We start from the raw sequence: 21,405 nt of genomic DNA on the forward strand, positions 1-21,405 counted from the left end.
CGTGGTGGCCGCGACGGCTGCCCCCGCGCCCATCCCATCCCACCCCACCCCGCCGAATAATCTGACGGCACGTCAAAAATCTTCCTTGAATAGCAGAAGAGTGATTGCAGTGGGCCCTTTTTCCGTATGACTGACGTGCTCTGTATCGGGTGGTCCGAAAACATTCGGGTCGCTTGCTAAACCTTATGGCAGTTAACGTCACCGCATCGAGGTAACACCGGTGCTCTTATTTGCGTGAGCTGGGTTTCTTACCCCTTTACTGGTCTCCGGGAGTCGGACGGAGTTCTGAAAACCGTCCGCTTACCGCATTTTCTCCGCTCCCCCCACCCTCTTTCCACCTTTCCTTGGTTGGCCCGCGTACGCCGATCACCCCTTGCGAAGGAGAGCTCCTCAGATGACCGTTGAGACCGGCCCGGAAGCCCCGCCGGCCACCTCCCCGCAGACCAGCCTGAGCACCGCGGCTGCCCGCAATCTCGCCACCACGACCAAGTCCGCGCCGCAGATGCAGGAGATCACCTCCCGCTGGCTGCTGCGGATGCTGCCCTGGGTCGAGGCGAAGGGCGGCGCCTACCGGGTGAACCGCCGACTGACCTACACCGTCGGCGACGGGTGCATCGAGTTCGTCCAGGACGGCGCCGACGTCCGGGTGGTCCCTCGCGAACTGGGCGAACTCGCCCTGCTGCGCGGCTTCGACGACGTCGAGGCGCTGAAGGCCATCGCCGACCGCTGCGTCCAGCGCGACTTCCGCGCCGGAGAGGTGCTGGTCGAGCGCGGCACACCCGCCGAACGCATCCACCTCGTCGCCCACGGCCGGATCAGCCAGACCGCCGAGGGCAAGTACGGCAGCGACGTCCCCGTCAACATCGTCGCCGACGGCGGCCACTTCGGTGAGCAGGCCCTCCTGGACGGTGACGCCATCTGGGACTCCACGGCCACCGCGGAGACCGCCGGTACCCTCCTCACCCTCTCCCGCGCCGACTTCGACGCGGTGATGGCCACGGCGCCGCAGCTCCAGGCCCACGTCGAGAAGGTCCGCTCCCTGCCCCACCAGCGGCAGAACCGTCACGGCGAGGCCGAGATCGCGATGTTGGCGGGCCACACCGGTGAGCCCGAACTCCCCGGTACGTTCGTCGACTACGAACTCCACCCCCGCGAGTACGAACTCTCCGTCGCGCAGACGGTCCTGCGGGTCCACACCCGGGTCGCCGACCTCTACAACGGCCCGATGAACCAGACCGAGGAACAGCTCCGGCTCACCATCGAGGCGCTGCGCGAGCGCCAGGAGCACGAGCTGATCAACAACCGCGAGTTCGGTCTGCTCCCCAACGCCGCCTTCAAGCAGCGGATCCAGAGCCACTCCGGCCTGCCCACCCCGGACGACCTCGACGACCTGCTCTCCCGCCGCCGCGGCACGAAGTTCCTCTTCGCCCACCCCAAGGCGATCGCCGCAATCGGGCGGGAGTTCAACGCCCGCGGCCTCTACCCGGACCACGTCGACCTCGGCGGCCAGTCCGTCCCGGCCTGGCGCGGCGTCCCGATCCTGCCGTGCAGCAAGATCCCCATCTCCAAGGAGAACACCAGCTCCATCCTCGCCATGCGCACCGGCGAGGAGAACCAGGGCGTCATCGGCCTGCACCAGACCGGCCTGCCGGAGGAGTACGAGCCGGGCCTGTCCGTGCGGTTCATGGGCATCAGCGAGCAGGCGATCATCTCCTACCTGGTCTCCACCTACTACTCCGCCGCGATCCTGGTGCCCGACGCGCTCGGCGTGCTGGAGAACGTGCAGATCGCGCACCGGCGCAGCTAAGGGCTGTCCCGTAATCCTTGGCGGGCGCGCGACGACAGCTACGGCACCTCGCCGCGTTGTCGGAACGTCCGGATACACCCAGTATCCGGACGTCCCTCCGCCTTGCGATGCACCGCATCTGACGCCGCGCGCTGATCCACCAAGGATTACGGGACAGCCCTTAGGGGGCGGTTTCCCGGTCTCCGCGGGGCCGTGACGCCTGGCACCGCACCTCGCCGCGTTGTCGCCCCGCCCACGGACACCCGGTCCGAGGGCGGGACTCCGCCTTGCGAGGCACGGCACCGGACGCCACGGCCTGATCCACGAAGACCGAAAAGACACCCCCAGGCCCCGTGAGGACGGGCCCGCGCATCCGCCACAGGGCGGGCCCGCGAAGCCGCCCGAGGACGGGCCCGCGACGCCGCCGCGTCCGGTCCGGTCCTGCGGGCGGACGGCGGACGTCGCGGACGGCGGCCACTTCGGCCACGACGGCCCGGACCTCCCCGCCCCGGGCGAGCACGCACGGGATCCGGGGCAGCCCACCTCACCTCACCAAGGAGCTACGGATGTCCGATCCCGGGCCTTCCCCTCTGCAGCCGGGCCTCTCCGCCGCTGCGGCCCGCGCCGTACCCCGCCCCGAAGCGGGCGCCCGGCCCGCGCTGCCCGGCCCGCCCTCGTTCGCACGGACCGTCCCCACGGACGCGCCCACGCCCGGCGGCGCGCAGGTCACCGGCCCCGCGCGGGAGGGCGCCGCCGCGGTGGACCGGCCCGCCATCGAACGGATCCTGCGCGGCCCCAGCGGCCTGGGCACCGCGAGCCTGTACCCGCGCCGCCGCGAGGCGGCGGAGGCACCGGAGCCCCCTGCCGCCTCGGGGCCGCCCGCCCCGGGGTCGCCGATCCCGGGCCTTTACCACCACCCGGTGCCGGAGCCCGACCCGGCGCGCGTCGAGGAGATCGGTGCGCGGATCAAGCGGTGGGCGACCGACGAGGTCCAGGCGTTCCCGCCGGAGTGGGAGGACCAGTTCGACGGGTTCTCCGTCGGCCGCTACATGGTCGCCTGCCACCCGGACGCGCCCACCCTCGACCACCTGATGATCGCCACCCGGCTGATGGTCGCCGAGAACGCCGTCGACGACTGCTACTGCGAGGACCACGGCGGCTCACCCATCGGCCTCGGCAGCCGCCTGCTGCTCGCCCACACCGCCCTCGACCCGCTGCACACCACCGGCGAGTACGAACCGGCGTGGGTCGCCTCGCTCCAGTCGGACGCCCCCCGGCGCGCCTACCGCTCCGCCATGGAGTACTTCGTCCGCCAGTCCACCGCCTCCCAGACCGACCGGTACCGGCACGACATGACCCGCCTGCACCTGGGCTACCTCGCCGAGGCCGCGTGGGGCCAGGAGGACCACGTCCCGGAGGTGTGGGAGTACCTGGCGATGCGCCAGTTCAACAACTTCCGCCCCTGCCCCACCATCACCGACACCGTCGGCGGCTACGAACTCCCGGCCGATCTGCATGCCCTGCCCGCCATGCAACGGGTCATCGCGCTCGCCGGGAACGCCACCACGATCGTCAACGACCTCTACTCGTACACCAAGGAACTCAACAGCCCCGGCCGCCACCTCAATCTGCCCGTGGTGATCGCCGAACGCGAGGGCGTCTCCGACCGGGACGCCTATCTGAAGGCGGTCGAGGTCCACAACGACCTCATGCACGCCTTCGAAGCCGAAGCCGCAGCCCTGGCCGCCGCCTGCCCCGTACCGACCGTGGTCCGTTTCCTGCGCGGGGTCGCCGTATGGGTCGACGGCAACCACTACTGGCACCGGACCAACACCTACCGATACAGCCTGCCCGACTTCTGGTAAGAATTGGATTTTTCTGTGACCAGCACCGAGCTCTCCACCGGCACCTCTGTGTTCATCCCCGGCGCGGCCTCGCCCTACCAGGGAGACATCGCCCGCTACTGGGACCAGGAGGCCAGGCCCGTGAACCTGCGCCTCGGCGACGTCGACGGGCTCTACCACCACCACTACGGCATCGGCGACGTCGACCACGCCGCCCTCGGTGACACCGCCGACAGTGCCTACGAGAAGAAGCTGATCGCCGAACTCCACCGCCTGGAGTCCGCGCAGTCCGATGTCCTCCTGCACAACCTCGGCGCGATCAAGAACGGCGACACCCTCGTGGACGCCGGATGCGGCCGCGGCGGCTCCATGGTCATGGCCCACCAGCGGTTCGGCTGCCGGGTCGAGGGCGTCACCCTCTCCGCCAAGCAGGCCGACTTCGCCAACCACCGTGCCCGTGAACTCGGTATCGAGGACCACGTCCGCGCCCGCGTCTGCAACATGCTCGCCACCCCCTTCGAGACCGGGCAGGCCGCCGCCTCCTGGAACAACGAGTCGAGCATGTACGTCGACCTGCACGACCTCTTCGCCGAGCACTCCCGCATCCTCGGCGTCGGCGGCCGTTACGTCACGATCACCGGCTGCTGGAACCCGCGTTACGGCCAGCCCTCGAAGTGGGTCTCCCAGATCAACGCGCACTTCGAGTGCAACATCCACTCCCGCCGCGAATACCTCCGCGCCATGGCCGACAACCGCCTCGTCCCCCAGGCCGTCATCGACCTGACCCCCGCCACCCTCCCCTACTGGAAACTGCGCGCCACCTCGTCCCTCGTCACCGGCATCGAGGACGCCTTCATCAACTCGTACGAGGACGGCTCGTTCCAGTACGTCCTGATCGCGGCGGACCGGGTGTGATGCGCCGCTGAGTATCGATATCCGGGCAACGGGCCCGGGTCCGTCGGATGACGGGCCCGGGCCCGTTGCCGGGTCCCGGCCCGGACGGCTACAGCAGGTGGTCGGCCTTGCCCGCCTTGATGTCCCGGATGAGCGTGCGCAGGGCTTCGTGCGTGTCCGTGAGGTAGGTCTGCTCCTGCCCTGCGACCGCTATGTACGCGTTGCCGTCGGCGTCGGTGCCGATGCGGAAGCAGTTGGAGCTCTCCGCGCAGAAGGGTTCTTCCCAAACGATGTCGGGCACGGTGATGTCTCCCATCAGGCTTTGGCGAGGGCGAGTATGAAGTCCCGGGACTTGCCGGAGCTGAAGGATGTGGCTTCCATCCAGTCCAGTTGTGCACGGTACTTGTCGAGTTGGGCCGGAGCGTGGGTGAACCCCGGCCCATGAGCGGAGTCGAGCTGCACTGTGTCGAGCTGGGGCACGATCCCTGCGGCGTAGACGAGTGCCTGCCCCGCTCCGGGGAACGCCCCGGAGGAGAACGGCACGACTCTTACCTCCACATGGCTCAGTTCGCTCATCTCACACAGATGGTTCAACTGGGCCCGCATGACCTTCATTCCGCCGAACTCGATCCGTAGTGCCGCCTCATGGATGTAAGCGGTGTAGGAGATGGGCTCGGACTGGTGGAGCAGCTGCTGCCGTTGCAGGCGCAGCGCGACTCGGAGTTCGATCTCATGGTCCGAGAGCGGTGGCAGAGCGGCTTTGCCCACGGCCCTGACGTACCCGTCCGTCTGAAGCAGGCCGGGGGCATGAAGGAACGCCCCGGCCCGCACCGAAGCGGCGTGCCACTCCAGTTCGATGATGTCGAGCAGTCCCGCAGGCAACTGCCCTCGGTACGTCTCCCACCAGTCTTTTGGTCGCGGTTCGGCCATGGAGACGACGGCTTCGACGTATCGCTCATCGTTGCAGCCGTAGTTCGTCGCGAGCGTGCGAACCCGCTCCGGTGTGATGGCGCGGACGCCGGACTCGATGTTCGAGATCTTCGCTCTGTCCAGTCCGAGCAGCCGGGCCGCGAACTCGGTGGTCTCGCCCGCGTCATTCCTCATCCTGCGCAGTTCGGCACCGAGACGTTTCTGGCGTTCGCTGGGGACACTCCTTGGCGGCATGCGGTGATTCTCCTGGGTTGGTGCGCGGCCGACACGCCTGGGGGTGCGACCGGCCAGACGGTGAGGGGCAAATTTCTTCAACGAGGTGGTAAATGCCACCACGTATGTCCTACCGTAAGTCACGCGACGCTCACGCAAGGCGAACGAGAAGGGCATCGCGCGAGCCTGCCCGACAAGCCACGCCGCGTCGCGATCGACGTGTCACGTCCCCACGCCGACACCACCGAGCGGAGTCGTCATGTCCGAAAGCGTGCCCACCCCTGCCCTCAGCCCCACCCTGGCCGCCTGCCGTGAAGCTGTGGGCGGCTGGGGCCGTGAACTGGTCGGAGGCGGGGCGCGGTCCGGCCTCCCCGTCCATGTTCTCGGCGCACCGTTCGCCCTCCAGGCCGCATCGGGCGTGACCCAGTGCCCGCCACCGCCGCCGGACCTCGGGGAGCCGTCCGCCGCTCGTTTCGTCTACGGGCTGACGCTTCCCTCGGCCGCCGCAACTCCGGTGGTCGCGCAGGAAGCGGCGGAGACCATTCTCGACGTGCACGGAGTCGAGGACGAGCTGATCGAGCCGACGCTGGCGCTCGTTCACGAACTCACCCTCCACGCCTGCCGTTTCACCGGGGCGGGGGAGATGGTGCATCTCGTACTCCGCCGAACCGACGGCGTCCTTCAGGCGATGGCGCACGACACGCATGCCCCGCACTTCCACCCGCGGCTCGCCGGTCAGTGCGTCGAGAGGCGAAAGGTCTCGCTCACGGCGGTTCGTGAACTGTCGGAGAGTCATCGCGGCGGGTGGGGATTCGCCGCAGCGCAGCCACCTGCCGCGGGCGTGTGCACCTGGGCCACGCTCGTGCACGCCCCGCAGCCTCCTGCGACGCCGGACGCCGCCCCTGAGCGGGCCGCCTGACCGTACCCGGCAACCCCTGCGCCGCCGCCCTCGACGCCGTGGCGCCCGGAGGTGAATCCGGGCGCTCGCGGGCCGGGGACGGCGGGGTGCAGGCCACCGCTTCCCTACGCCTGCGCGACTGCTTCCAGCGGGCTGAGTGCGGCGGCCCGTCGGGCGGGCAGGGCGGCGGCGACCGCGCCGACGGCGAGGGAGAGCAGGACCACGAGGGCGAGGGTGCCCCAGGGGAGGGAGAAGGAGTACTGCGGGATCGCGCCGTTGGCCAGTCCGCTGACCTTCCACGCCCCGAAGAGTCCGCCGGCCATTCCGAGCAGGGTGCCGAAGGCGGCGACGCAGACGGCCTCCAGGCGGATCATGGCGCGGATGCCGGAGCGGTCCATGCCGATGGCGCGCAGGACGCCGATCTCGCGGGTGCGCTCCGAGACCGACATGGCAAGGGTGTTGACCATGCCGAGCGCGGAGATCAGTACGCCGATGGCGAGCAGTCCGAACATCAGGGTCATCAGGTCCCCGGCGACGCCGGCCTGCTCCTGGACGAGCTGGGCGCGGTTTTGGACCTTCAGCAGCGGGCTGTCGCTCACGGCGGCGCGCAGGCGCTTCTCCAGGTCGTGGGAGACCGTGCCGTCGGTGGTGCGGACCAGGATGCGCTGCACGGAGTCGCGCAGGTAGCCGTGGATCTGCACATCGGCGCGGTAGCCCAGGACGTCCTGAGCGGTGGGGTTGTCCTGGTAGACACCGACGACGGTGTAGGGCTCGTCGCGGTCGCCGGGGCCGATGCTCACCTTGATCTGCTCGCCGGTGGTGACGTGGTGGTCGCGGGCGAAGCTGTGGGAGACGGCGAGCTTGCCGGGGCCGAGGCCCTTGACGGAGCCGCTCAGGAAGTGGAGCTTCAGCACGTCGTCCACGGTCTTCGGGTCAACCCCGGAGACCGTCTTGACGAGGGGGCCGGCGGAGAGGGTGGAGTCCGCCACGGCGGAGGCGGTCCGCACACCCGGCACGTCGGCGACCCGCTGGACGGCGGCGGGGTCGATGGCGGTGGTGGTGTTGCGGGTGCTGATGACGTAGTCGGCGCTCAGCCCGGCGGCGGCCTGGGAGTCCAGGGCCTCGCTCGTGGACTGGTTGATGACGGCGAGACCGGAGACCAGCGCCGTACTGATCATCAGGGCGACGGCGGTGGCGGCGGTACGGCGCGGATCGCGCAGGGTGTTCTCGCGGGCGAGGTCGCCCACGACGCCGAAGCGGGTGGTGAGCCGGCCGATCAGGCGGATCACCGGACCGGCGAGCAGCGGGGCCAGCACGATCAGGCCGGTCACGAGGATGCCGCACCCGAACATCGCGGTCCGCAGATTGTCGTCGGTGGCGCTCGTCGCGTCGCTCAGCGAAAGCAGCAGACCTACGCCCAGAACGACCATGGCCAGGCCGACCGCGCCGCGGATGCGGGAGAGCGTGGCGGACGGCGGCTGCTCGGCCGTGCGCATCGCCTCGATGGGCGCGATCCGCGCCGCGCGGCGTGACGGCAGCCAGGCGGCGAGCACGGTGACGCCGACCCCCACGGCGAGCGAGGCGAGGATCGCGGCCGGGCCGATCACCAGCGGCCCGCTGGGCAGCAGATCGCCGGACGTGTCCAGCACGTTCGGCAGCACCGTGGCCACCCCCAGACCCAGCACGAAGCCGAGCGCGGACGCGGCAAGACCGACCAGCGCCGCCTCGGCGAGGACCGAGCGGACCACCTGGCGGCGGGTGGCGCCGATCGCCCGGAGCAGCGCGATCTCGCGGGAACGGTGTGCCACGAGCATGGTGAAGGTGTTGACGATGAGGAACGTGCCGATGAACAGCGAGACCACGGCGAAGAGCAGCGGAAGGCGTTCGAAGCTCTTGGTCTTGCCTGCGATGAAGACGGACTGCTGATCGGCCTGGGCGGTGGCGGTGGTGGCCTCGGCCCGGTCGGCCGGCAGCACGGCACCGACCCGGTTGGCCAGCTCGAACTGGTCGGTGCCCGGCGCGGCGGTCAGGTCCATCCCGCTGTAGTGCCCCGGGGCGGCGAACAGCTTCTGGGCGGTGGCCTTGTCGAACACCGTCAGGGTGCCGCCGGCGTTCACCCGGCTGTCCGTGGTGGACACCAGGCCCACCAGGCGCATGGTGAGGACCGGCCCCTCCGTGGCGAGCGTCACGGTGTCGCCGAGGGAGTAGCCGGCGGCCGCCGCGGTCCCGCGGTCCAGCGCGACCTCACCGCCGTCGCGGGGGGCGCGGCCCGACGTGAGCGGGTAGCGGCTGTCCTGGCCGTCGGAACCGGGAACGTAGGCGACGCCGAGCTTGCCCCCCATGGTGTCGGCCCGCATCGGTGTGCCGTCCTTGGCGGCCAGGGTGACCGAACCGCCCGCCGTCGGGCGGACGGAGGCGACGCCGGGAACGGCGGACAGCTTGCGTACCAGGGCGTCGTCCAGGGCCCCGTACTGCTCGTCGGCGGAGGCGCCCGGAACGGATTTCGGACCCACGCTCACGTCGATGTCCGCGTAGTTCCTGGACATGGCGGCGCGGTAGGCGGCGGTGGTGGAGTCGGCGAAGACCAGGGAGCCGGAGATGAACGCGACGCCGAGGCAGACCGCGAGCACGGTCATGATCAGACGGGTCTTGTGCGCGAGAACGTTGCGCAGGGCAGTTCGCAGCATGGCGGGCTTTCGACAGTGTGGGAGGGAACGGCGGGCTGGTGAGGGTGGTCAGCGGGTGCGGCGGCCCTGGGACTCGAACGCGAGCATCCGGTCGAGCACGGCGTCGGCGGTCGGGGCGTGCAACTCGTCCATGAGCCGGCCGTCGGCGAGGAAGACCACGCGGTCGGCGTGGGCGGCGGCGACCGGGTCGTGGGTCACCATCACCACGGTCTGGCCCAGTTCCCGCACCGAGTCGCGCAGGAAGCCCAGCACCTCCGCGCCGGAACGGGAGTCGAGGTTGCCGGTCGGCTCGTCGGCGAACACGATCTCCGGACGGGACACCAGGGCGCGGGCGACGGCGACGCGCTGCTGTTGGCCGCCGGAGAGCTGGGCCGGACGGTGCGCAAGGCGCCCGGCCAGCCCCACGGTGGCGACGACGGTGTCCAGCCATGCGGCGTCGGGCTGCCGGCCGGCGAGGCGCAGCGGCAGCGTCATGTTCTCCAGCGCGGTCAAGGTGGGCAGCAGGTTGAAGCCCTGGAAGACGAAGCCGACCTTCTCCCGCCGCAGCGCGGTGAGGCGACGGTCATTCAGGCGGGCCAGTTCGACACCGCCGATCTGCGCCGAACCCGAGGTGACCGGATCAAGGCCCGCCATGCAGTGCATCAGCGTCGACTTGCCGGAACCGGACGGGCCCATGACCGCGGTGAACCGCGCCCGCGCGAACTCCACGGACACCGAGTCCAATGCGGTGACCTGGGTCTCGCCCTTCCCGTACACCTTGGTCAGGCCCGTGGCCCGGGCGGCCGGTTCGGTGGCGAGGGGAGCGGAGGGAACGAACGTCTGCGACATGAGTACTCCGGCGGGGGAACGACGGCCCGCGAGCGCCGCGGGCCGGAGGGGCATTCCCATCCTCACGGCCCTCACCTGCACAAACATCGCCCCGGAGGCGGTAGTTGCGGTCTGCCGAAGGGCAGGGACGAGCCGCCCGTCCCTGCCCTTCGGCAGACCTTCACCGACCCCTCTCTGCCTTTGGCCGGACCCTCGGCGCTGCCCGGACCTGCAACGGGCAGCACGGCTGGTGCTCCGGGGAGGTGGACGACGTACCCGGTCCACCGCATGCGTCCCTCACGCGGGCACGCGGAAGGGTCCGGGGTCAGGGACGCAGGCCCACGCGATGCGCCAGGAGGGCCGCCTGCACCCGGCTCGTCGATCCGGTCTTCTCCAGGATCGCCCCCACATGCGTCTTCACCGTGCCGATGCCGATGGCCAGCCGTTCCGCGATGTCCTGGTTCGACAACCCCTCGCCCAGCATCGCCAGCACCTCCCGCTCCCGCCCGGTCAGCCGGGCGATCCGCTCGTCCCGCGGGGCCGCGCCGTCGGCGCCGGAGAGGCCGCCGCCCAGCATCCGGGCGATCACCGCCCCGGTGACCCCGGGGGAGAGCACCGCGTCACCAGCCGCCGCTGCCCTGACCGCGCTGATCAGCTCCTGCGGCCCCTCGTCCTTCAGCAAGAACCCCGAGGCGCCGTCCCGCAGCGCCCGCAGCACGTTCTCCTCGTCACCGAAGGTCGTCAACATCACCACGCGCGGCGCCGGAACGAGCGCAAGCAGCGGCCGGATCGCGGCCAGCCCATCGCACCCGGGCATCCGGATGTCGACCAGCGCCACATCCGGGTGATGCGCGTCGGCCTCCTCGACCGCCCGGTACCCGTCTGCGGCTTCGGCGACCACGTCGATGCCGTCGGCGTGCCGCAGGATCAACCGCACCCCGTGCCGGATCATCGCCTCGTCGTCGGCGAGCAGGACACGGATCGGCCGGGCGGGCTCGGTCATGGGGTCTCCCAGGGTGGGGTGTCCCGTACGGACGGGACGGTGAAACGGTTGATGGAGACGAGCCGTTGTGAAGCGTTGAAGCAGTACCGGGTGACGCCGAAGGAACCGGGCCGGGCGCCTGACCCTCCCGGCGAGTAGACGCAGCCCACCGTGCCGGCGGGCCGCGGCGGTTCGTGCCCGGTGGCCGCAGCGCGCACGGCCGGGATGTCAACGACCCCCGTCAACTCCTGGTAGGTCATGCCCAGACGCGGCTCCACAGGCCGGGCCACGTGCCTCGGCTGGGCGTACACCAGGCCGATCGCGAGCGCCATCAGCACCCACAGCGCCACCGCCCCGAGGGCGAGCGTCAGCGCCCCGGCCGTCCGCGGCTCACGCGACAGCGCCGCCGCGTCGCCGGGCGCGGCCGACGGGGAAGCCTCCGCGCCGCCCTCGGACCGTTTCCACGCGACGGCGTCGTCCGGTTCCGCCGGGACGGTCGCGACCACCTGGAACCCGCCGGAGGGCAGCGCGCCGGCCTCGAAGGTGCCGCCTAGCAGTTCGACCCGCTCGCGCAGGCCCGTCAGGCCGCGCCCCGTCCCCGCCTCGGAGGGTGTGCCGGGCGAAGCGGGGGACGCACCGTTGCGGACCGTCACCCGCACGGTTGGGTCGTTCTGCTCGATCCGCACGGTGACATGGGCGGCCGTTGCGTACCGGTGCACGTTCGTCAGGGCCTCCCGCACCACCCGGTGCACCGCGCGCCGCACCCGCGCCGGGCATGCACCGAGGTCGGGGCCACTCCATTCCAGCCGTACGGCGATGCCGCCGTCGCGGGACTCCGCGACCAGCGCCTCGACGTCGCTCCGGGTACCGGTGGCGTCGGTGAGCGCGTCCGGGCCGGTGTCCCGGCCGAGCGGGCCGAGGACCCCGAGCGCCTGCCGCAGTTCGCGCATCGCGTCCCGGGTGGTCCGCCGCACCAGGACGGCCTCCTCACGCAACTCCGGCGCGGCCTGGTCGAGGGCGAGTTCCAGACCGCCGGCGTGCAGCGAGATGAGACTGAGCCGGTGGCCCACCAGGTCGTGCATCTCCGCGGCGATCCGGGACCGCTCGTGGGTGCGGGCCTCGCTGTCGGCGAACCGGCGGGCCCGCTCGGCCGCGTCGCCGCGTTCGCGCAGTGCCCGCAGCAAACGGGCCTGCTGCCCGTACACCGTCCCGACCAGGCCGGGCACGACCACGGCGGTCACTGCCAGAAGCAACCCGAGCTCCAAGCCGTAAGCGGCCGAGCCGGGGCCGCGCGAGGGGCCGGTCGCGGTCGCGGATGCCATGATCAGCAGGCTCGCGCCGCCCAGCAGCCGGACCCGGTGGCGCGGCCGGACCGTGTCGAGCGCCACCGTGTACGCGGTGGCCGCCATCACCGGGCCGACAACGGGCGCCGCCCCGGCAAGGACGGCGAGGACCAGGAGCACGGCCCCGGGCCGGCGCCGCCTCAGCGGGAAGAGCGGCACGGCGACCGCGACCACGCACAGCTGGAAAACGGCGTGCGGCAGATGCCACAACCGCTGGGCGACCGCGAACAGGCACACGGCGGCGAGGGCCGCACCGGCCGTTTCCACGACGTGCCGGCCACCTCCGCCCGGACGCGCCGGGGCGTCCGGCGCGGGGCGGGCGGAACGACGGAAACGGCTGATGAGGGGCACGCCATCCAGTATTGGTCGCCACGGGCGCGCGGGCGTGGACCTCAAGTCGGACCCGGACTCTGCCTTTCGGCAGAGCCCAGCGCGTGCCGCGCTGGTCGGGTCCGGTGAGGGCGTCGCCCCGATCGGGCCCCGGAGCCGGAGTGACGTCGTTGCCGGCTCGGGCTGTGGCGCACTTCACTCGCGTCCGTGCCCGGCGGCTTCATTGTGCGGACGCCGCAGTGGGGAGGAACGGGAGCTGCCCGGGAGTCAGATTCCGAACTCGGCCCCCATGGCCCCACAACCACTCAGGGGCCCGACCCGCTTTCGCGGATCAGGCCCCTGATCTGTGTTCCTTCAGTCGGGGTGGCGGGATTTGAACCCACGACCTCTTCGTCCCGAACGAAGCGCGCTGCCAAGCTGCGCTACACCCCGAAGCAACGAGCTCTACTTTAGCGGACTGATCCCCAGAGGCGAAATCCGGTTCCGGGAGACCGGTGCGGGGCGCCTCACCTGGGGTTCGTCAGGCGCCCCGCGAGAGGTCACTCCTTGGCGGTGAGGGTGAGGAGGGTGGCCTCGGGCGGACAGGCGAAGCGGACCGGGGTGTAGCGGTTGGTGCCGCAACCGGCGGAGACGTGGAGGAAGGACGTCCGGCCGTCGGTGGTGTGGGTGGACAGGCCCTTCACGCGGTTGGTGTCGAGATCGCAGTTGGTGACCAGTGCCCCGTAGAAGGGGATGCAGAGCTGGCCGCCGTGGGTGTGCCCGGCAAGGACCAGCGGGTAGCCGTCGGCGGTGAAGGCGTCCAGGGAGCGCAGATACGGCGCGTGGACGACGGCCAGGGAGAGATCGGCGCCGGACTCGGGGCCGCCGGCCACCTCGGCGTAGCGGTCGCGCTTGATGTGCGGGTCGTCCAGGCCGGTCAGGGCGATCTCGATGCCCTCCAGCTTGAGGCGGCCGCGGGTGTTGGACAGGCCGACCCACCCGGCCGCGTCGAACGCGTCGCGCAGCTCCTCCCACGGGTTGTGGACGACGCCGACGGCGGGCGCGTTGCCGTTGAGGCCGTGGTGGCCCTGGACCTTCTCGATCAGATAGCGGGCCGGGTTGCGCAGCTTGGGGCCGTAGTAGTCGTTGGAGCCGAAGACGTAGGCGCCGGGGAACTCCATCAGAGGGCCGAGGGCGTCGAGGGTCTCGGGGACGCCCTCGGGGTCGGAGAGGTTGTCCCCGGTGTTGATCACGAAGTCGGGGCGCAGCCCGGCCAGCGACTGCAGCCAGCGCTGCTTCTTGCGCTGGCCGCCGACCATGTGGATGTCGGAGACCTGCAGGACGCGCAACGGCCGCATGCCGCGGGGCAGTACGGGCACGGTGACGCGCCGCAGGCGGAACGAGCGGACCTCGAAGCCGGCGGCGTAGGCCAGGCCGGCCGCGCCGACTGCGGTCAGGGACAGGGGAACTCCGTATCGCGCGCGCATGGCTCCATCGTCGCAGAGTGCCGGTCCCGGGAGCGGCGGTGCGGGAGCAGCGGTGCGGCAGAGGGGGCGGCGGTCCGGTGCCGTGCGGCATTCCGGCTGATCATGGGGGTGACAGGGGGCCGCGGGCCGGGGAAAAGGCGCGGCGGTTGTCGGTGGGGGCGGGCATACTCGACGGCATGACCACGCTCAAGTCCACACTGCAGGACGACCTCACCGCCGCGATCAAGGCGCGCGACGAGCTGCGCTCCGCCACCCTCCGGCTCACGCTGACCGCCATCCACAAGGAGGAGGTCGCGGGCACCGAGGCGCGCGAGCTGTCCGACGGTGAGGTCGAGAAGATCATCGGGCGGGAGGCGAAGAAGCGCCGCGAGGCCGCGGAGGCGTTCGACAAGGGCGGCCGTGCCGAGTCGGCGGAGCGCGAGCGCGCCGAGGGCGAGATCCTCGCCGACTACCTCCCCAAGCAGCTGTCCGACGAGGAGCTGGAGAGCCTGGTGGCGGCCGCGGTGGCGGAGGCCGTGGGCGGCGGCGCCGAGGGGCCGCGCGCCATGGGCGCCGTCATGAAGATCGTCAACCCGAAGGTGGCGGGCCGGGCCGACGGCGGCCGGGTCGCCGCGGTCGTCAAGAAGCTGCTGGCGGAGTAAGAGGCCGGAAGACGCCGGTCGCCTGCACACGAAGGGGCGCCCTCCCTGGTGGGAAGGCGCCCCTTCGGCGTGCTCGCGGTGTGGCCTCAGTGCTGGAGGCGGCCCAGTATGTCGGGGAGGTGCCAGCCGCCGCCGGGCCGGTTGCCGTGGCCGCCGCCGGGCTTCCCGGGCTTGCCCTTGCCGCCCTTCCCCTTCCCCTTCCCCTTGCCCTTGTCGTCGTCCGCCGGCTGGCCGTCGCCGGCGTCGTCGATCTGGACCGTCGGCAGGGACGGCGCCGGACGCCCGGCGAGGGCGCCGGACATCGCGTCCCGCCAGATGGGGCCGGGAGTGTCGGCGCCGTAGACCTTCTCGTGGAAGGTGCCGCCGATGGTGATGTTGAACATCTTCCGCTTGTGCATCGGGTCGCCGACCCACACGGCACCGGCCATGTTCGGGGTGTAGCCCACGAACCAGGCGGCGTAGCGGCTGTCGCTGGTGCCGGTCTTACCCGCGCTGTCGCGGCCGCTGAGACCGGCCTCCTTACCCGTACCGTCCTCGACCACGCCCTTGAGCAGGGCGTTTATCGTCTTGGCGGTGTTGTCGGACATCGCCCGCTGGCAATCCGTCTGCGGGACGGCCATCGGCTTCCCGGCCGCGTCGGTGATCGAGGCGATGGCGACGGGCGTGCAGTAGGTGCCGTCGTTGGCGAAGGCGGCGTACGCCGTGGCCATGGTCAGCGGCGACATCTCCTGGACGCCGAGCGTCATCGACGGCACTTCCTGGATCGGCTTGCCGTCGGCGCGCTCGATGCCCATTTTCTCGATCATCTTGACCGCCGGGCAGATGCCCATGTCGCTGATCATCTGCACGAAGTAGGTGTTGACCGACTTCGCGGTCGCCTCCTTCATGGCGTATGGGCCGACCTCCGACTTGTTCTCGTTCTGCGTCGAGTCGTGGCCCTGCCATTCGCCGTCGCAGGTCTGCACCGGGCTCGGATACTGCATCCGGTACGGCGAGGAGTACTCCTGGTACGGGCTCATGCCCTGGTCCAGCGCGGCGGCGGCGACCAGCGGCTTGAACGTCGAACCGGGCTGGTACCCGGCGCCGCCGCCCATGTCGTGGTTGACGGAGAGGTTCATCACCGTCTCGTGGTTGCCGAACCCGTAGGGGCGGGACTGGCCCATGCCGAGGATCTTGCCGGTGCCGGGCTCCACGATCGTCGCGGCGCTCGCGACCTGGTCGTCGCTGTGGACATGACCGCCTATCGACGCCTGGACGGCCTTCTGCGTCTGCGGGTCCAGGGTGGTGCGGATGGTCAGGCCGCCCTGGTTCCACCGCTTCGCGCGCGCCTTGGCGGTCTTGCCGAACGTCTTGTCGTTCAGGAAGACGTTGCGGACGTAGTCGCAGAAGAAACCGGCGCCGTCGGTCGCGGTGATGCAGCCGTTCTTGGGACGGCTGACGGTCAGCTTGATCGGCTGCTTCGCCGCCTCGTCGGCCTGCGCCTGCGTGATGTCCTTCAGGTCGGCCATCCGCTGGAGCACGGTGTTACGGCGGCGGGTGGCCTCGTCGCGGTTGTTGAGCGGGTCGTAGCGCGTCGGGGACTGGACGAGACCGGCGAGCAGGGCCGATTCGCCGAGGCTGAGGTCCTTGGCGGACTTGCTGAAGTACCGCTGGCTGGCGGCCTCGACGCCGTACGCCTGCTGTCCGAAGAAGGTGATGTTGAGGTAGTTCTGCAGGATCTTGCGCTTGCCGAGCTCCTGCTCCACCTGGATCGCGTACTTCAGTTCCTTGATCTTGCGGCCGATGGTCTGCTGCGTGGCCTGCGCGACCTTGTCGGGGTCGTTCCCGGCTTCCTCGATGAAGACGTTCTTCACGTACTGCTGCGTGAGCGTCGAGGCGCCCTCGGAGACGCCGCCGGACTGCGCGTTCCTGTTGACCGCGCGCAGGATGCCCTTCATGTCGACCGCGCCGTGCTCGTAGAAGCGCGCGTCCTCGATCGCTACGAGCGCCTTCTGGACGTACGGAGACATGTCCTTGAGGTCCACGACCGTGCGGTCCCGGGAGTAGATCTTCGCGATCTCGGCGCCGTCGGCGTCCTGGACGATGGTTCGCTCGCTCAGCGGTGGCGCCTTGAGGTCCGAGGGAATCTCGTCGAACCCTTCGACGGTGCCCTTGGCCGTGAGGCCCAGTGCTCCGGCGGCGGGAAGGGCGAGACCCGCGAGAACGGCTCCGGCCAGCACGCTGACACCCAGGAATTTCGCGGCCTGCTGGGTCTTGCTCAGACCCCCGCCGTCGCGCTTCTTACCCATGAGGGCACCCTACGTTCTCAATCGCCGGACAGGGGCGCAACTGTTCGCCTACGCTGTTTCACATCTGTCACAGCGGAGCTTTCCGTCCCGGCGTGCCCGTCCTCCCCCTTCCGCCCGTCCGTGCACGGAGCCGTGTCCCGAACATCCGCTCGTATCACCGGAATTCCGGTTTGCACCCGGCGACCTGCCCCGTGATGCGAGAAAAGCGACGTATGCCGCTCGCTCACTCCGTTGGGTGATCTGCCGCGTACGCATAGTCCGTTAGGACCATTCAAGATTGGGCCCGAAGGGGGTGTTGCGCCCTGCCTGCCTTCCGTAACGTCCTCAACTGGCAACGGTGAATATGCCGCTTGCCGCCGTGGGGGAGCCTCGATTCGGGAGAGGACGGCGCCAGCATGAGCTGGGTAACCGACTGGAACGCACAAGCAGCCTGCCGCACCACCGATCCAGACGAACTCTTCGTCCAGGGGGCGGCCCAGAACCGTGCCAAGGCCGTGTGCACCGGATGTCCGGTACGCACTGAATGCCTCGCCGACGCCCTGGACAACCGGGTGGAGTTCGGCGTCTGGGGCGGCATGACCGAGCGCGAGCGCCGCGCGCTGCTCCGCCGCCGTCCGACCGTGACGTCATGGCGGCGCCTGCTGGAGACGGCGCGCACGGAGTACGAGCGCAGCACCGGCATGCTGCCGGTGGAGTGCGAGGACGAGGCCTACGACACCTACGCGGCGGTCAGCTGACCTGGCCGCTCAAGGGGCGCCGGACCGGCGACGCTTCAGGGCGCGGGCCGGGCGGTGAGTCGGTCGCGTCGGCGTCATGCGTGTCATGTCTGCTGTGCCCGTACGGGGGGCAACGCGCCATGCATGAGAGGCGGGTGAGGCGGGCCGACGCTCCGCCATGAGTGGATGCCCCGCCGCGGGCAGAGCCGTACCGCGGCGGCTTTCGCATGTCGAGCCACCGGGCCGTGTCCGTCAGGGCCGGCCGAGGGAGCGAGCGGTGTCAGTCGGGTGCGTCGGTGTGGGCGGGGTCGAGGGCGAGGCGGGCTCCGATCAGCCGCAGACCGTCGAGGTCATGGACGTCACCGGGGAGCGCGGCGATCTCGGCGACCGGGACCTCCGGATGCAGGGCGGTGAAACGATCCCGCGTGCGGCGTTCGCGGGCGAGGACCTGCATGCGTTCGGCGTGCAAGCGGAGGAGACCGGCGGCGAGTTGCTCGGCGGAGACCGGGGGGTGTCCGGCAGGCGCCGCCGGGGCGGGAGAGGGGCCGTCGGCGGTACCGGAAGCAGCCTTCCCGCCGTCGTGATCCACAATGCCGCCCGGTTCAAGATTTTCCGCCGCGCCCGCGGCGGCTCCGAGGGGAATGCCGGCGGCCTCCTCCTCGGCGCAGTCGGTCAGCGCCTCGGCGGCGGCCAGCGCCCGCTCCGCGCTCAGCTTCGCCGCCCCGCTGCCGTGCACACGGTTCAGTACGAGACCGGCCAGCGGCATCCGCTCGGCCGCCAGCCGCTCGACGAAGTACGCCGCCTCCCGCAACGCGTCCCGCTCCGGGGCCGCCACCACCAAGAACGCCGTGCCGGGGGCCTGGAGCAGCCGGTACGTGGCGTCCGCGCGGGTGCGGAAGCCGCCGAACATCGTGTCCATCGCAGCGACGAACGTCTGGACGTCGCGCAGCAGTTGACCACCCATCAGCTTGCTGAGCGTGCCGGTCATCATCGACATCCCGGCGTTGAGGAACTTCATCCCGGCCCGGCCGCCGACCTTCGCCGGGGCCATCAGTACCCGGATGAACTTGCCGTCCAGGAACGACCCGAGGCGCTTGGGCGCGTCCAGGAAGTCCAGCGCGGAGCGGCTGGGCGGGGTGTCGACGATGATCAGATCCCACTCGTCGCGGGCGCGGAGCTGGCCGAGCTTCTCCATGGCCATGTACTCCTGCGTGCCCGCGAAACCGGCCGACAGGGACTGGTAGAAGGGGTTCTCCAGGATGGCCCGGGCCCGGGCGGCGTCCGCGTGCCCCTCGACGATCTCGTCGAAGGTGCGCTTCATGTCCAGCATCATCGCGTGGAGTTCGCCCCCGGAGGCGCCGTCGACGCCCTTGACCTGGCGCGGGACGTTGTCCAGCTCGGAGATGCCCATGGACTGGGCGAGCCGCCGGGCCGGGTCGATAGTCAGCACGACGGCCCGGCGCCCGCGCTCCGCGGCGCGCACCCCCAGGGCGGCGGCCGTCGTGGTCTTGCCGACGCCACCGGAGCCGCAGCACACCACGATGCGGGTGCCCGGGTCGTCGAGCAGCGCGTCGACCTCCAGCCACGGGGCCGGCGCGTCCAGCGTCGGATCGTCGGCGGTCATATGGGCCCCTGTCTCCGCAGCTCCCTCGCCAGGCGGTAGAGACCGGCGAGGTCCACTCCCTCGGGGAGCAGCTCCAGTTCGTAGGTGGGCAGGCCGAGCGCGGTCAGCTCGGCGTGCTCGGCGCGCTCCAGATCGACGCGCTCGGCGTGCTCGCGTGCCTGCTCCAGCAGCGGGTCGATCAGCCGCTCGGCCAGCCCGCCGCGGCGCGCCCCGCCCAGCCCGGCCTGGGAGAGCGCCTTGGCCACGCCCGCGCGGGCGCCGCGGGCGGCGATGTCGAGATCGCCGGTGCCGAGCACGGCGGGACGGGTCATGTTGATGACGACGCCGCCGACCGGGAGCCCGGCGGCGCGCAGCTCCGCGATGCCGTCCGCGGTCTCCTGGACCGGCATCTCCTCCAGGAGCGTCACCATGTGCACCGCGGTCTCGGGGGACTTGAGGACCCGCATGACCGCCTGTGCCTGATTGTGGATCGGGCCCATCTTGGCCAGGCCCGCCACCTCGTCGTTGACGTTCAGGAAGCGGGTGATGCGGCCCGTGGGCGGGGCGTCCATCACCACCGCGTCGTAGACGTACCGGCCCTGCTTGTCCTTGCGGCGCACCGCCTCGCACGCCTTGCCGGTCAGCAGGACGTCCCGCAGACCGGGGGCGATGGTGGTGGCGAAGTCGATCGCGCCGAGCTTCTTCAGGGCCCGGCCGGCGCTGCCGAGCTTGTAGAACATCTGGAGGTAGTCCAGCAGCGCGCGCTCGGCGTCGATGGCGAGGGCGTGCACCTCGCCGGGGCGGCGCCCGCCGCGGGCGGCGTCACCGGCCGAGGCGCCGTCCGGGCCGGGCGCCACGGCGATCTTGCGTTCCTCGTACGGAAGGGCCTCGGTCTCGAAGACCTGGGCGATGCCCTGCCGACCCTCGACCTCGACCAGGAGGGTCCGGCGTCCCTCGGTGGCCAGGGCAAGGGCGAGGGCAGCGGCGACCGTGGTCTTGCCGGTGCCGCCCTTGCCGCTGACGACATGGAGCCTGCTCACGTCAAGGAGCCTAACCAGTCCCCGCCGCGGCTACGCACGGGACGACCCCGGATCCGTCCCCGAGACGTTCCCCTACGGGACGGTTCACCGAGGAGAGGAGGGGCGCCCGCGGTGTGCGCTCCCGGCGCTGTCCGGCCCGTGGGCATGGAATTCGCAAGGAGGCACAAGGGCATGCGAGATGGCCGGGCATCATGGGTGCCTCAGTCAGGGGGAATTGTCATGAGAGTGGGAAAGCGTACGGCCGTGATGGCGACGATCGTTGCCGGGATTTCCGTATTGCTTCCCCTCCTGTTCGTCGCGATGAAGCCGTCCCCGCCCCCACCCCCTTCCTGGGGTAATTACCGGAATGCGATCGTCAGCGCGCGTAAGGGATTATTCGAGGGGTCCTTCCCATACAGCACCGTGCGGAAGGTGACGGAAGGGGGGGCCAGTCCTTCCGGCTCACAGTTCAGGGCGCCCAGGCGCACCGTCCGCCCGGCGGGGGGCGTCGCGCAGAACCGGGGGCACGCAGGTCGGCGCGCTCATGGGCGCCAAGCTGCGCTGCGCCGGCAGCCACCTCACGTGCACCGCGAATTCCTCGGAGCGTCAGCCCGTGCTCACGCCGCAGGATTCCACGGAATGGGATGGGACGATCGCCACACCGGGAGCCGGAAAGGTGAGCGTCACCCTCACCCTCACCGCGTATGACGAGAATACGAAGGAGGTGCTGGCGGAAACTCCTCCCATCGAGCAGGATCTCGACATCGAGGGGAGATGGAGTTTCTGGGGGATGATCGGGGACTCGTGGCAATGACTTGCCGGGTTTATCGTCGCGCTGGCGGGGGCCGTACCCCTCCTCGAATACTGGGAGCGCCGACGGAGCGGAGCGGCGGAAGAGGAGGAACGGCACACTCCGGCCGTCTGACGCGGCCCTTCCCGGCGCAGGCCAACCGTTGTC

The 21,405-nt window shown here is 70.8% G+C and carries 17 protein-coding genes and 1 tRNA gene; 7 read left to right on the top strand and 11 right to left on the bottom strand.

Features of this window, described 5'->3' with window-relative positions:
* The first annotated feature begins 394 nt into the window (after window positions 1-394).
* The 3 genes from OG422_RS16870 to OG422_RS16880 all read left to right on the top strand — a co-directional run bounded on the left by OG422_RS16870 (window position 395) and on the right by OG422_RS16880 (window position 4,545).
* The gene (locus OG422_RS16870) at window positions 395-1,807 is read left to right on the top strand and encodes a family 2B encapsulin nanocompartment shell protein (protein ID WP_143939756.1); all 1,413 of its coding nucleotides are present in this window, start codon (window positions 395-397) and stop codon (window positions 1,805-1,807) included.
* Window positions 1,808-2,352: 545 nt separating this feature from the next.
* Entirely contained in the window at window positions 2,353-3,651 is a 1,299-nt protein-coding gene (locus OG422_RS16875) for a family 2 encapsulin nanocompartment cargo protein terpene cyclase (protein ID WP_405743568.1), read from the top strand.
* 15 nt (window positions 3,652-3,666) lie between these two features.
* Window positions 3,667-4,545: a geranyl diphosphate 2-C-methyltransferase gene (locus tag OG422_RS16880; RefSeq protein ID WP_405743569.1), complete on the top strand. Its 879-nt coding sequence runs from the start codon at window positions 3,667-3,669 to the stop codon at window positions 4,543-4,545.
* An 88-nt stretch (window positions 4,546-4,633) separates the two neighbouring features.
* Here the strand turns inward: OG422_RS16880 and OG422_RS16885 are convergent, their stop codons facing one another.
* Both OG422_RS16885 and OG422_RS16890 read right to left on the bottom strand, forming a co-directional pair.
* The gene (locus OG422_RS16885) at window positions 4,634-4,825 is read right to left on the bottom strand and encodes a hypothetical protein (protein WP_143939753.1); all 192 of its coding nucleotides are present in this window, start codon (window positions 4,823-4,825) and stop codon (window positions 4,634-4,636) included.
* A 14-nt stretch (window positions 4,826-4,839) separates the two neighbouring features.
* Window positions 4,840-5,688, bottom strand: a complete 849-nt coding sequence (locus OG422_RS16890; protein ID WP_405743570.1) for a helix-turn-helix domain-containing protein — start codon at window positions 5,686-5,688, stop codon at window positions 4,840-4,842.
* A gap of 238 nt (window positions 5,689-5,926) precedes the next feature.
* On the opposite strand from OG422_RS16890, the gene OG422_RS16895 reads away from it, so the two are divergent.
* Complete coding sequence (locus OG422_RS16895; RefSeq protein WP_405743571.1) at window positions 5,927-6,586, top strand: ATP-binding protein; 660 nt, start codon at window positions 5,927-5,929, stop codon at window positions 6,584-6,586.
* 104 nt (window positions 6,587-6,690) lie between these two features.
* On the opposite strand, the gene OG422_RS16900 is transcribed toward OG422_RS16895, so the two are convergent.
* The 6 genes from OG422_RS16900 to OG422_RS16925 form a co-directional block, all read right to left on the bottom strand.
* Window positions 6,691-9,252, bottom strand: a complete 2,562-nt coding sequence (locus tag OG422_RS16900; RefSeq protein WP_405743572.1) for an ABC transporter permease — start codon at window positions 9,250-9,252, stop codon at window positions 6,691-6,693.
* Window positions 9,253-9,300: 48 nt separating this feature from the next.
* Window positions 9,301-10,080: an ABC transporter ATP-binding protein gene (locus tag OG422_RS16905; protein WP_405743573.1), complete on the bottom strand. Its 780-nt coding sequence runs from the start codon at window positions 10,078-10,080 to the stop codon at window positions 9,301-9,303.
* A gap of 304 nt (window positions 10,081-10,384) precedes the next feature.
* Complete coding sequence (locus tag OG422_RS16910) at window positions 10,385-11,062, bottom strand: response regulator (RefSeq protein ID WP_405743574.1); 678 nt, start codon at window positions 11,060-11,062, stop codon at window positions 10,385-10,387.
* Window positions 11,059-12,450 (bottom strand): sensor histidine kinase, encoded by a 1,392-nt coding sequence (locus OG422_RS16915; protein WP_405747833.1) that lies wholly within the window; start codon window positions 12,448-12,450, stop codon window positions 11,059-11,061. Before OG422_RS16915 ends, OG422_RS16910 begins: the two co-directional genes overlap by 4 nt.
* A 622-nt stretch (window positions 12,451-13,072) precedes the next feature.
* Window positions 13,073-13,146, bottom strand: a tRNA-Pro gene (locus tag OG422_RS16920).
* Window positions 13,147-13,253: 107 nt separating this feature from the next.
* Window positions 13,254-14,180 (bottom strand): metallophosphoesterase, encoded by a 927-nt coding sequence (locus tag OG422_RS16925; protein ID WP_143939748.1) that lies wholly within the window; start codon window positions 14,178-14,180, stop codon window positions 13,254-13,256.
* A gap of 176 nt (window positions 14,181-14,356) precedes the next feature.
* On the opposite strand from OG422_RS16925, the gene OG422_RS16930 reads away from it, so the two are divergent.
* The gene (locus OG422_RS16930; protein WP_143939747.1) at window positions 14,357-14,821 is read left to right on the top strand and encodes a GatB/YqeY domain-containing protein; all 465 of its coding nucleotides are present in this window, start codon (window positions 14,357-14,359) and stop codon (window positions 14,819-14,821) included.
* Window positions 14,822-14,907: 86 nt separating this feature from the next.
* Here OG422_RS16930 and OG422_RS16935 read toward each other — a convergent pair whose 3' ends face one another.
* The gene (locus OG422_RS16935) at window positions 14,908-17,109 is read right to left on the bottom strand and encodes a transglycosylase domain-containing protein (protein ID WP_405743575.1); all 2,202 of its coding nucleotides are present in this window, start codon (window positions 17,107-17,109) and stop codon (window positions 14,908-14,910) included.
* A 395-nt stretch (window positions 17,110-17,504) separates the two neighbouring features.
* Between OG422_RS16935 and OG422_RS16940 the strand changes: the two genes are divergently transcribed.
* Entirely contained in the window at window positions 17,505-17,846 is a 342-nt protein-coding gene (locus OG422_RS16940; RefSeq protein ID WP_143939745.1) for a WhiB family transcriptional regulator, read from the top strand.
* A gap of 259 nt (window positions 17,847-18,105) precedes the next feature.
* Here the strand turns inward: OG422_RS16940 and OG422_RS16945 are convergent, their stop codons facing one another.
* Both OG422_RS16945 and OG422_RS16950 read right to left on the bottom strand, forming a co-directional pair.
* A complete protein-coding gene (locus OG422_RS16945; protein ID WP_405743576.1) occupies window positions 18,106-19,449 on the bottom strand; it encodes an ArsA family ATPase in 1,344 nt (447 codons plus the stop codon).
* Window positions 19,446-20,468: an ArsA-related P-loop ATPase gene (locus OG422_RS16950; protein WP_143939743.1), complete on the bottom strand. Its 1,023-nt coding sequence runs from the start codon at window positions 20,466-20,468 to the stop codon at window positions 19,446-19,448. Before OG422_RS16950 ends, OG422_RS16945 begins: the two co-directional genes overlap by 4 nt.
* 523 nt (window positions 20,469-20,991) lie before the next feature.
* Between OG422_RS16950 and OG422_RS16955 the strand changes: the two genes are divergently transcribed.
* Window positions 20,992-21,261 (top strand): hypothetical protein, encoded by a 270-nt coding sequence (locus tag OG422_RS16955; RefSeq protein WP_405743577.1) that lies wholly within the window; start codon window positions 20,992-20,994, stop codon window positions 21,259-21,261.
* Window positions 21,262-21,405: the final 144 nt, after the last annotated feature.

The organism is Streptomyces sp. NBC_01525 (genome assembly GCF_045040405.1).
GTDB lineage: Bacteria > Actinomycetota > Actinomycetes > Streptomycetales > Streptomycetaceae > Streptomyces > Streptomyces benahoarensis.

Excerpts from the sequence above, each read along its gene's own strand:
- OG422_RS16925 (WP_143939748.1), bottom strand. The coding sequence starts at position 14,180 with ATGCGCGCGCGATACGGAGTTCCCCTGTCCCTGACCGCAGTCGGCGCG.
- OG422_RS16915 (WP_405747833.1), bottom strand. The coding sequence starts at position 12,450 with ATGGCGGCCACCGCGTACACGGTGGCGCTCGACACGGTCCGGCCGCGC.
- OG422_RS16905 (WP_405743573.1), bottom strand. The coding sequence starts at position 10,080 with ATGTCGCAGACGTTCGTTCCCTCCGCTCCCCTCGCCACCGAACCGGCC.
- OG422_RS16935 (WP_405743575.1), bottom strand. The coding sequence starts at position 17,109 with ATGGGTAAGAAGCGCGACGGCGGGGGTCTGAGCAAGACCCAGCAGGCC.
- OG422_RS16940 (WP_143939745.1), top strand. The coding sequence starts at position 17,505 with ATGAGCTGGGTAACCGACTGGAACGCACAAGCAGCCTGCCGCACCACC.
- OG422_RS16930 (WP_143939747.1), top strand. The coding sequence starts at position 14,357 with ATGACCACGCTCAAGTCCACACTGCAGGACGACCTCACCGCCGCGATC.
- OG422_RS16900 (WP_405743572.1), bottom strand. The coding sequence starts at position 9,252 with ATGCTGCGAACTGCCCTGCGCAACGTTCTCGCGCACAAGACCCGTCTG.
- OG422_RS16890 (WP_405743570.1), bottom strand. The coding sequence starts at position 5,688 with ATGCCGCCAAGGAGTGTCCCCAGCGAACGCCAGAAACGTCTCGGTGCC.
- OG422_RS16870 (WP_143939756.1), top strand. The coding sequence starts at position 395 with ATGACCGTTGAGACCGGCCCGGAAGCCCCGCCGGCCACCTCCCCGCAG.
- OG422_RS16910 (WP_405743574.1), bottom strand. The coding sequence starts at position 11,062 with ATGACCGAGCCCGCCCGGCCGATCCGTGTCCTGCTCGCCGACGACGAG.
- OG422_RS16955 (WP_405743577.1), top strand. The coding sequence starts at position 20,992 with ATGGGCGCCAAGCTGCGCTGCGCCGGCAGCCACCTCACGTGCACCGCG.
- OG422_RS16875 (WP_405743568.1), top strand. The coding sequence starts at position 2,353 with ATGTCCGATCCCGGGCCTTCCCCTCTGCAGCCGGGCCTCTCCGCCGCT.
- OG422_RS16895 (WP_405743571.1), top strand. The coding sequence starts at position 5,927 with ATGTCCGAAAGCGTGCCCACCCCTGCCCTCAGCCCCACCCTGGCCGCC.
- OG422_RS16945 (WP_405743576.1), bottom strand. The coding sequence starts at position 19,449 with ATGACCGCCGACGATCCGACGCTGGACGCGCCGGCCCCGTGGCTGGAG.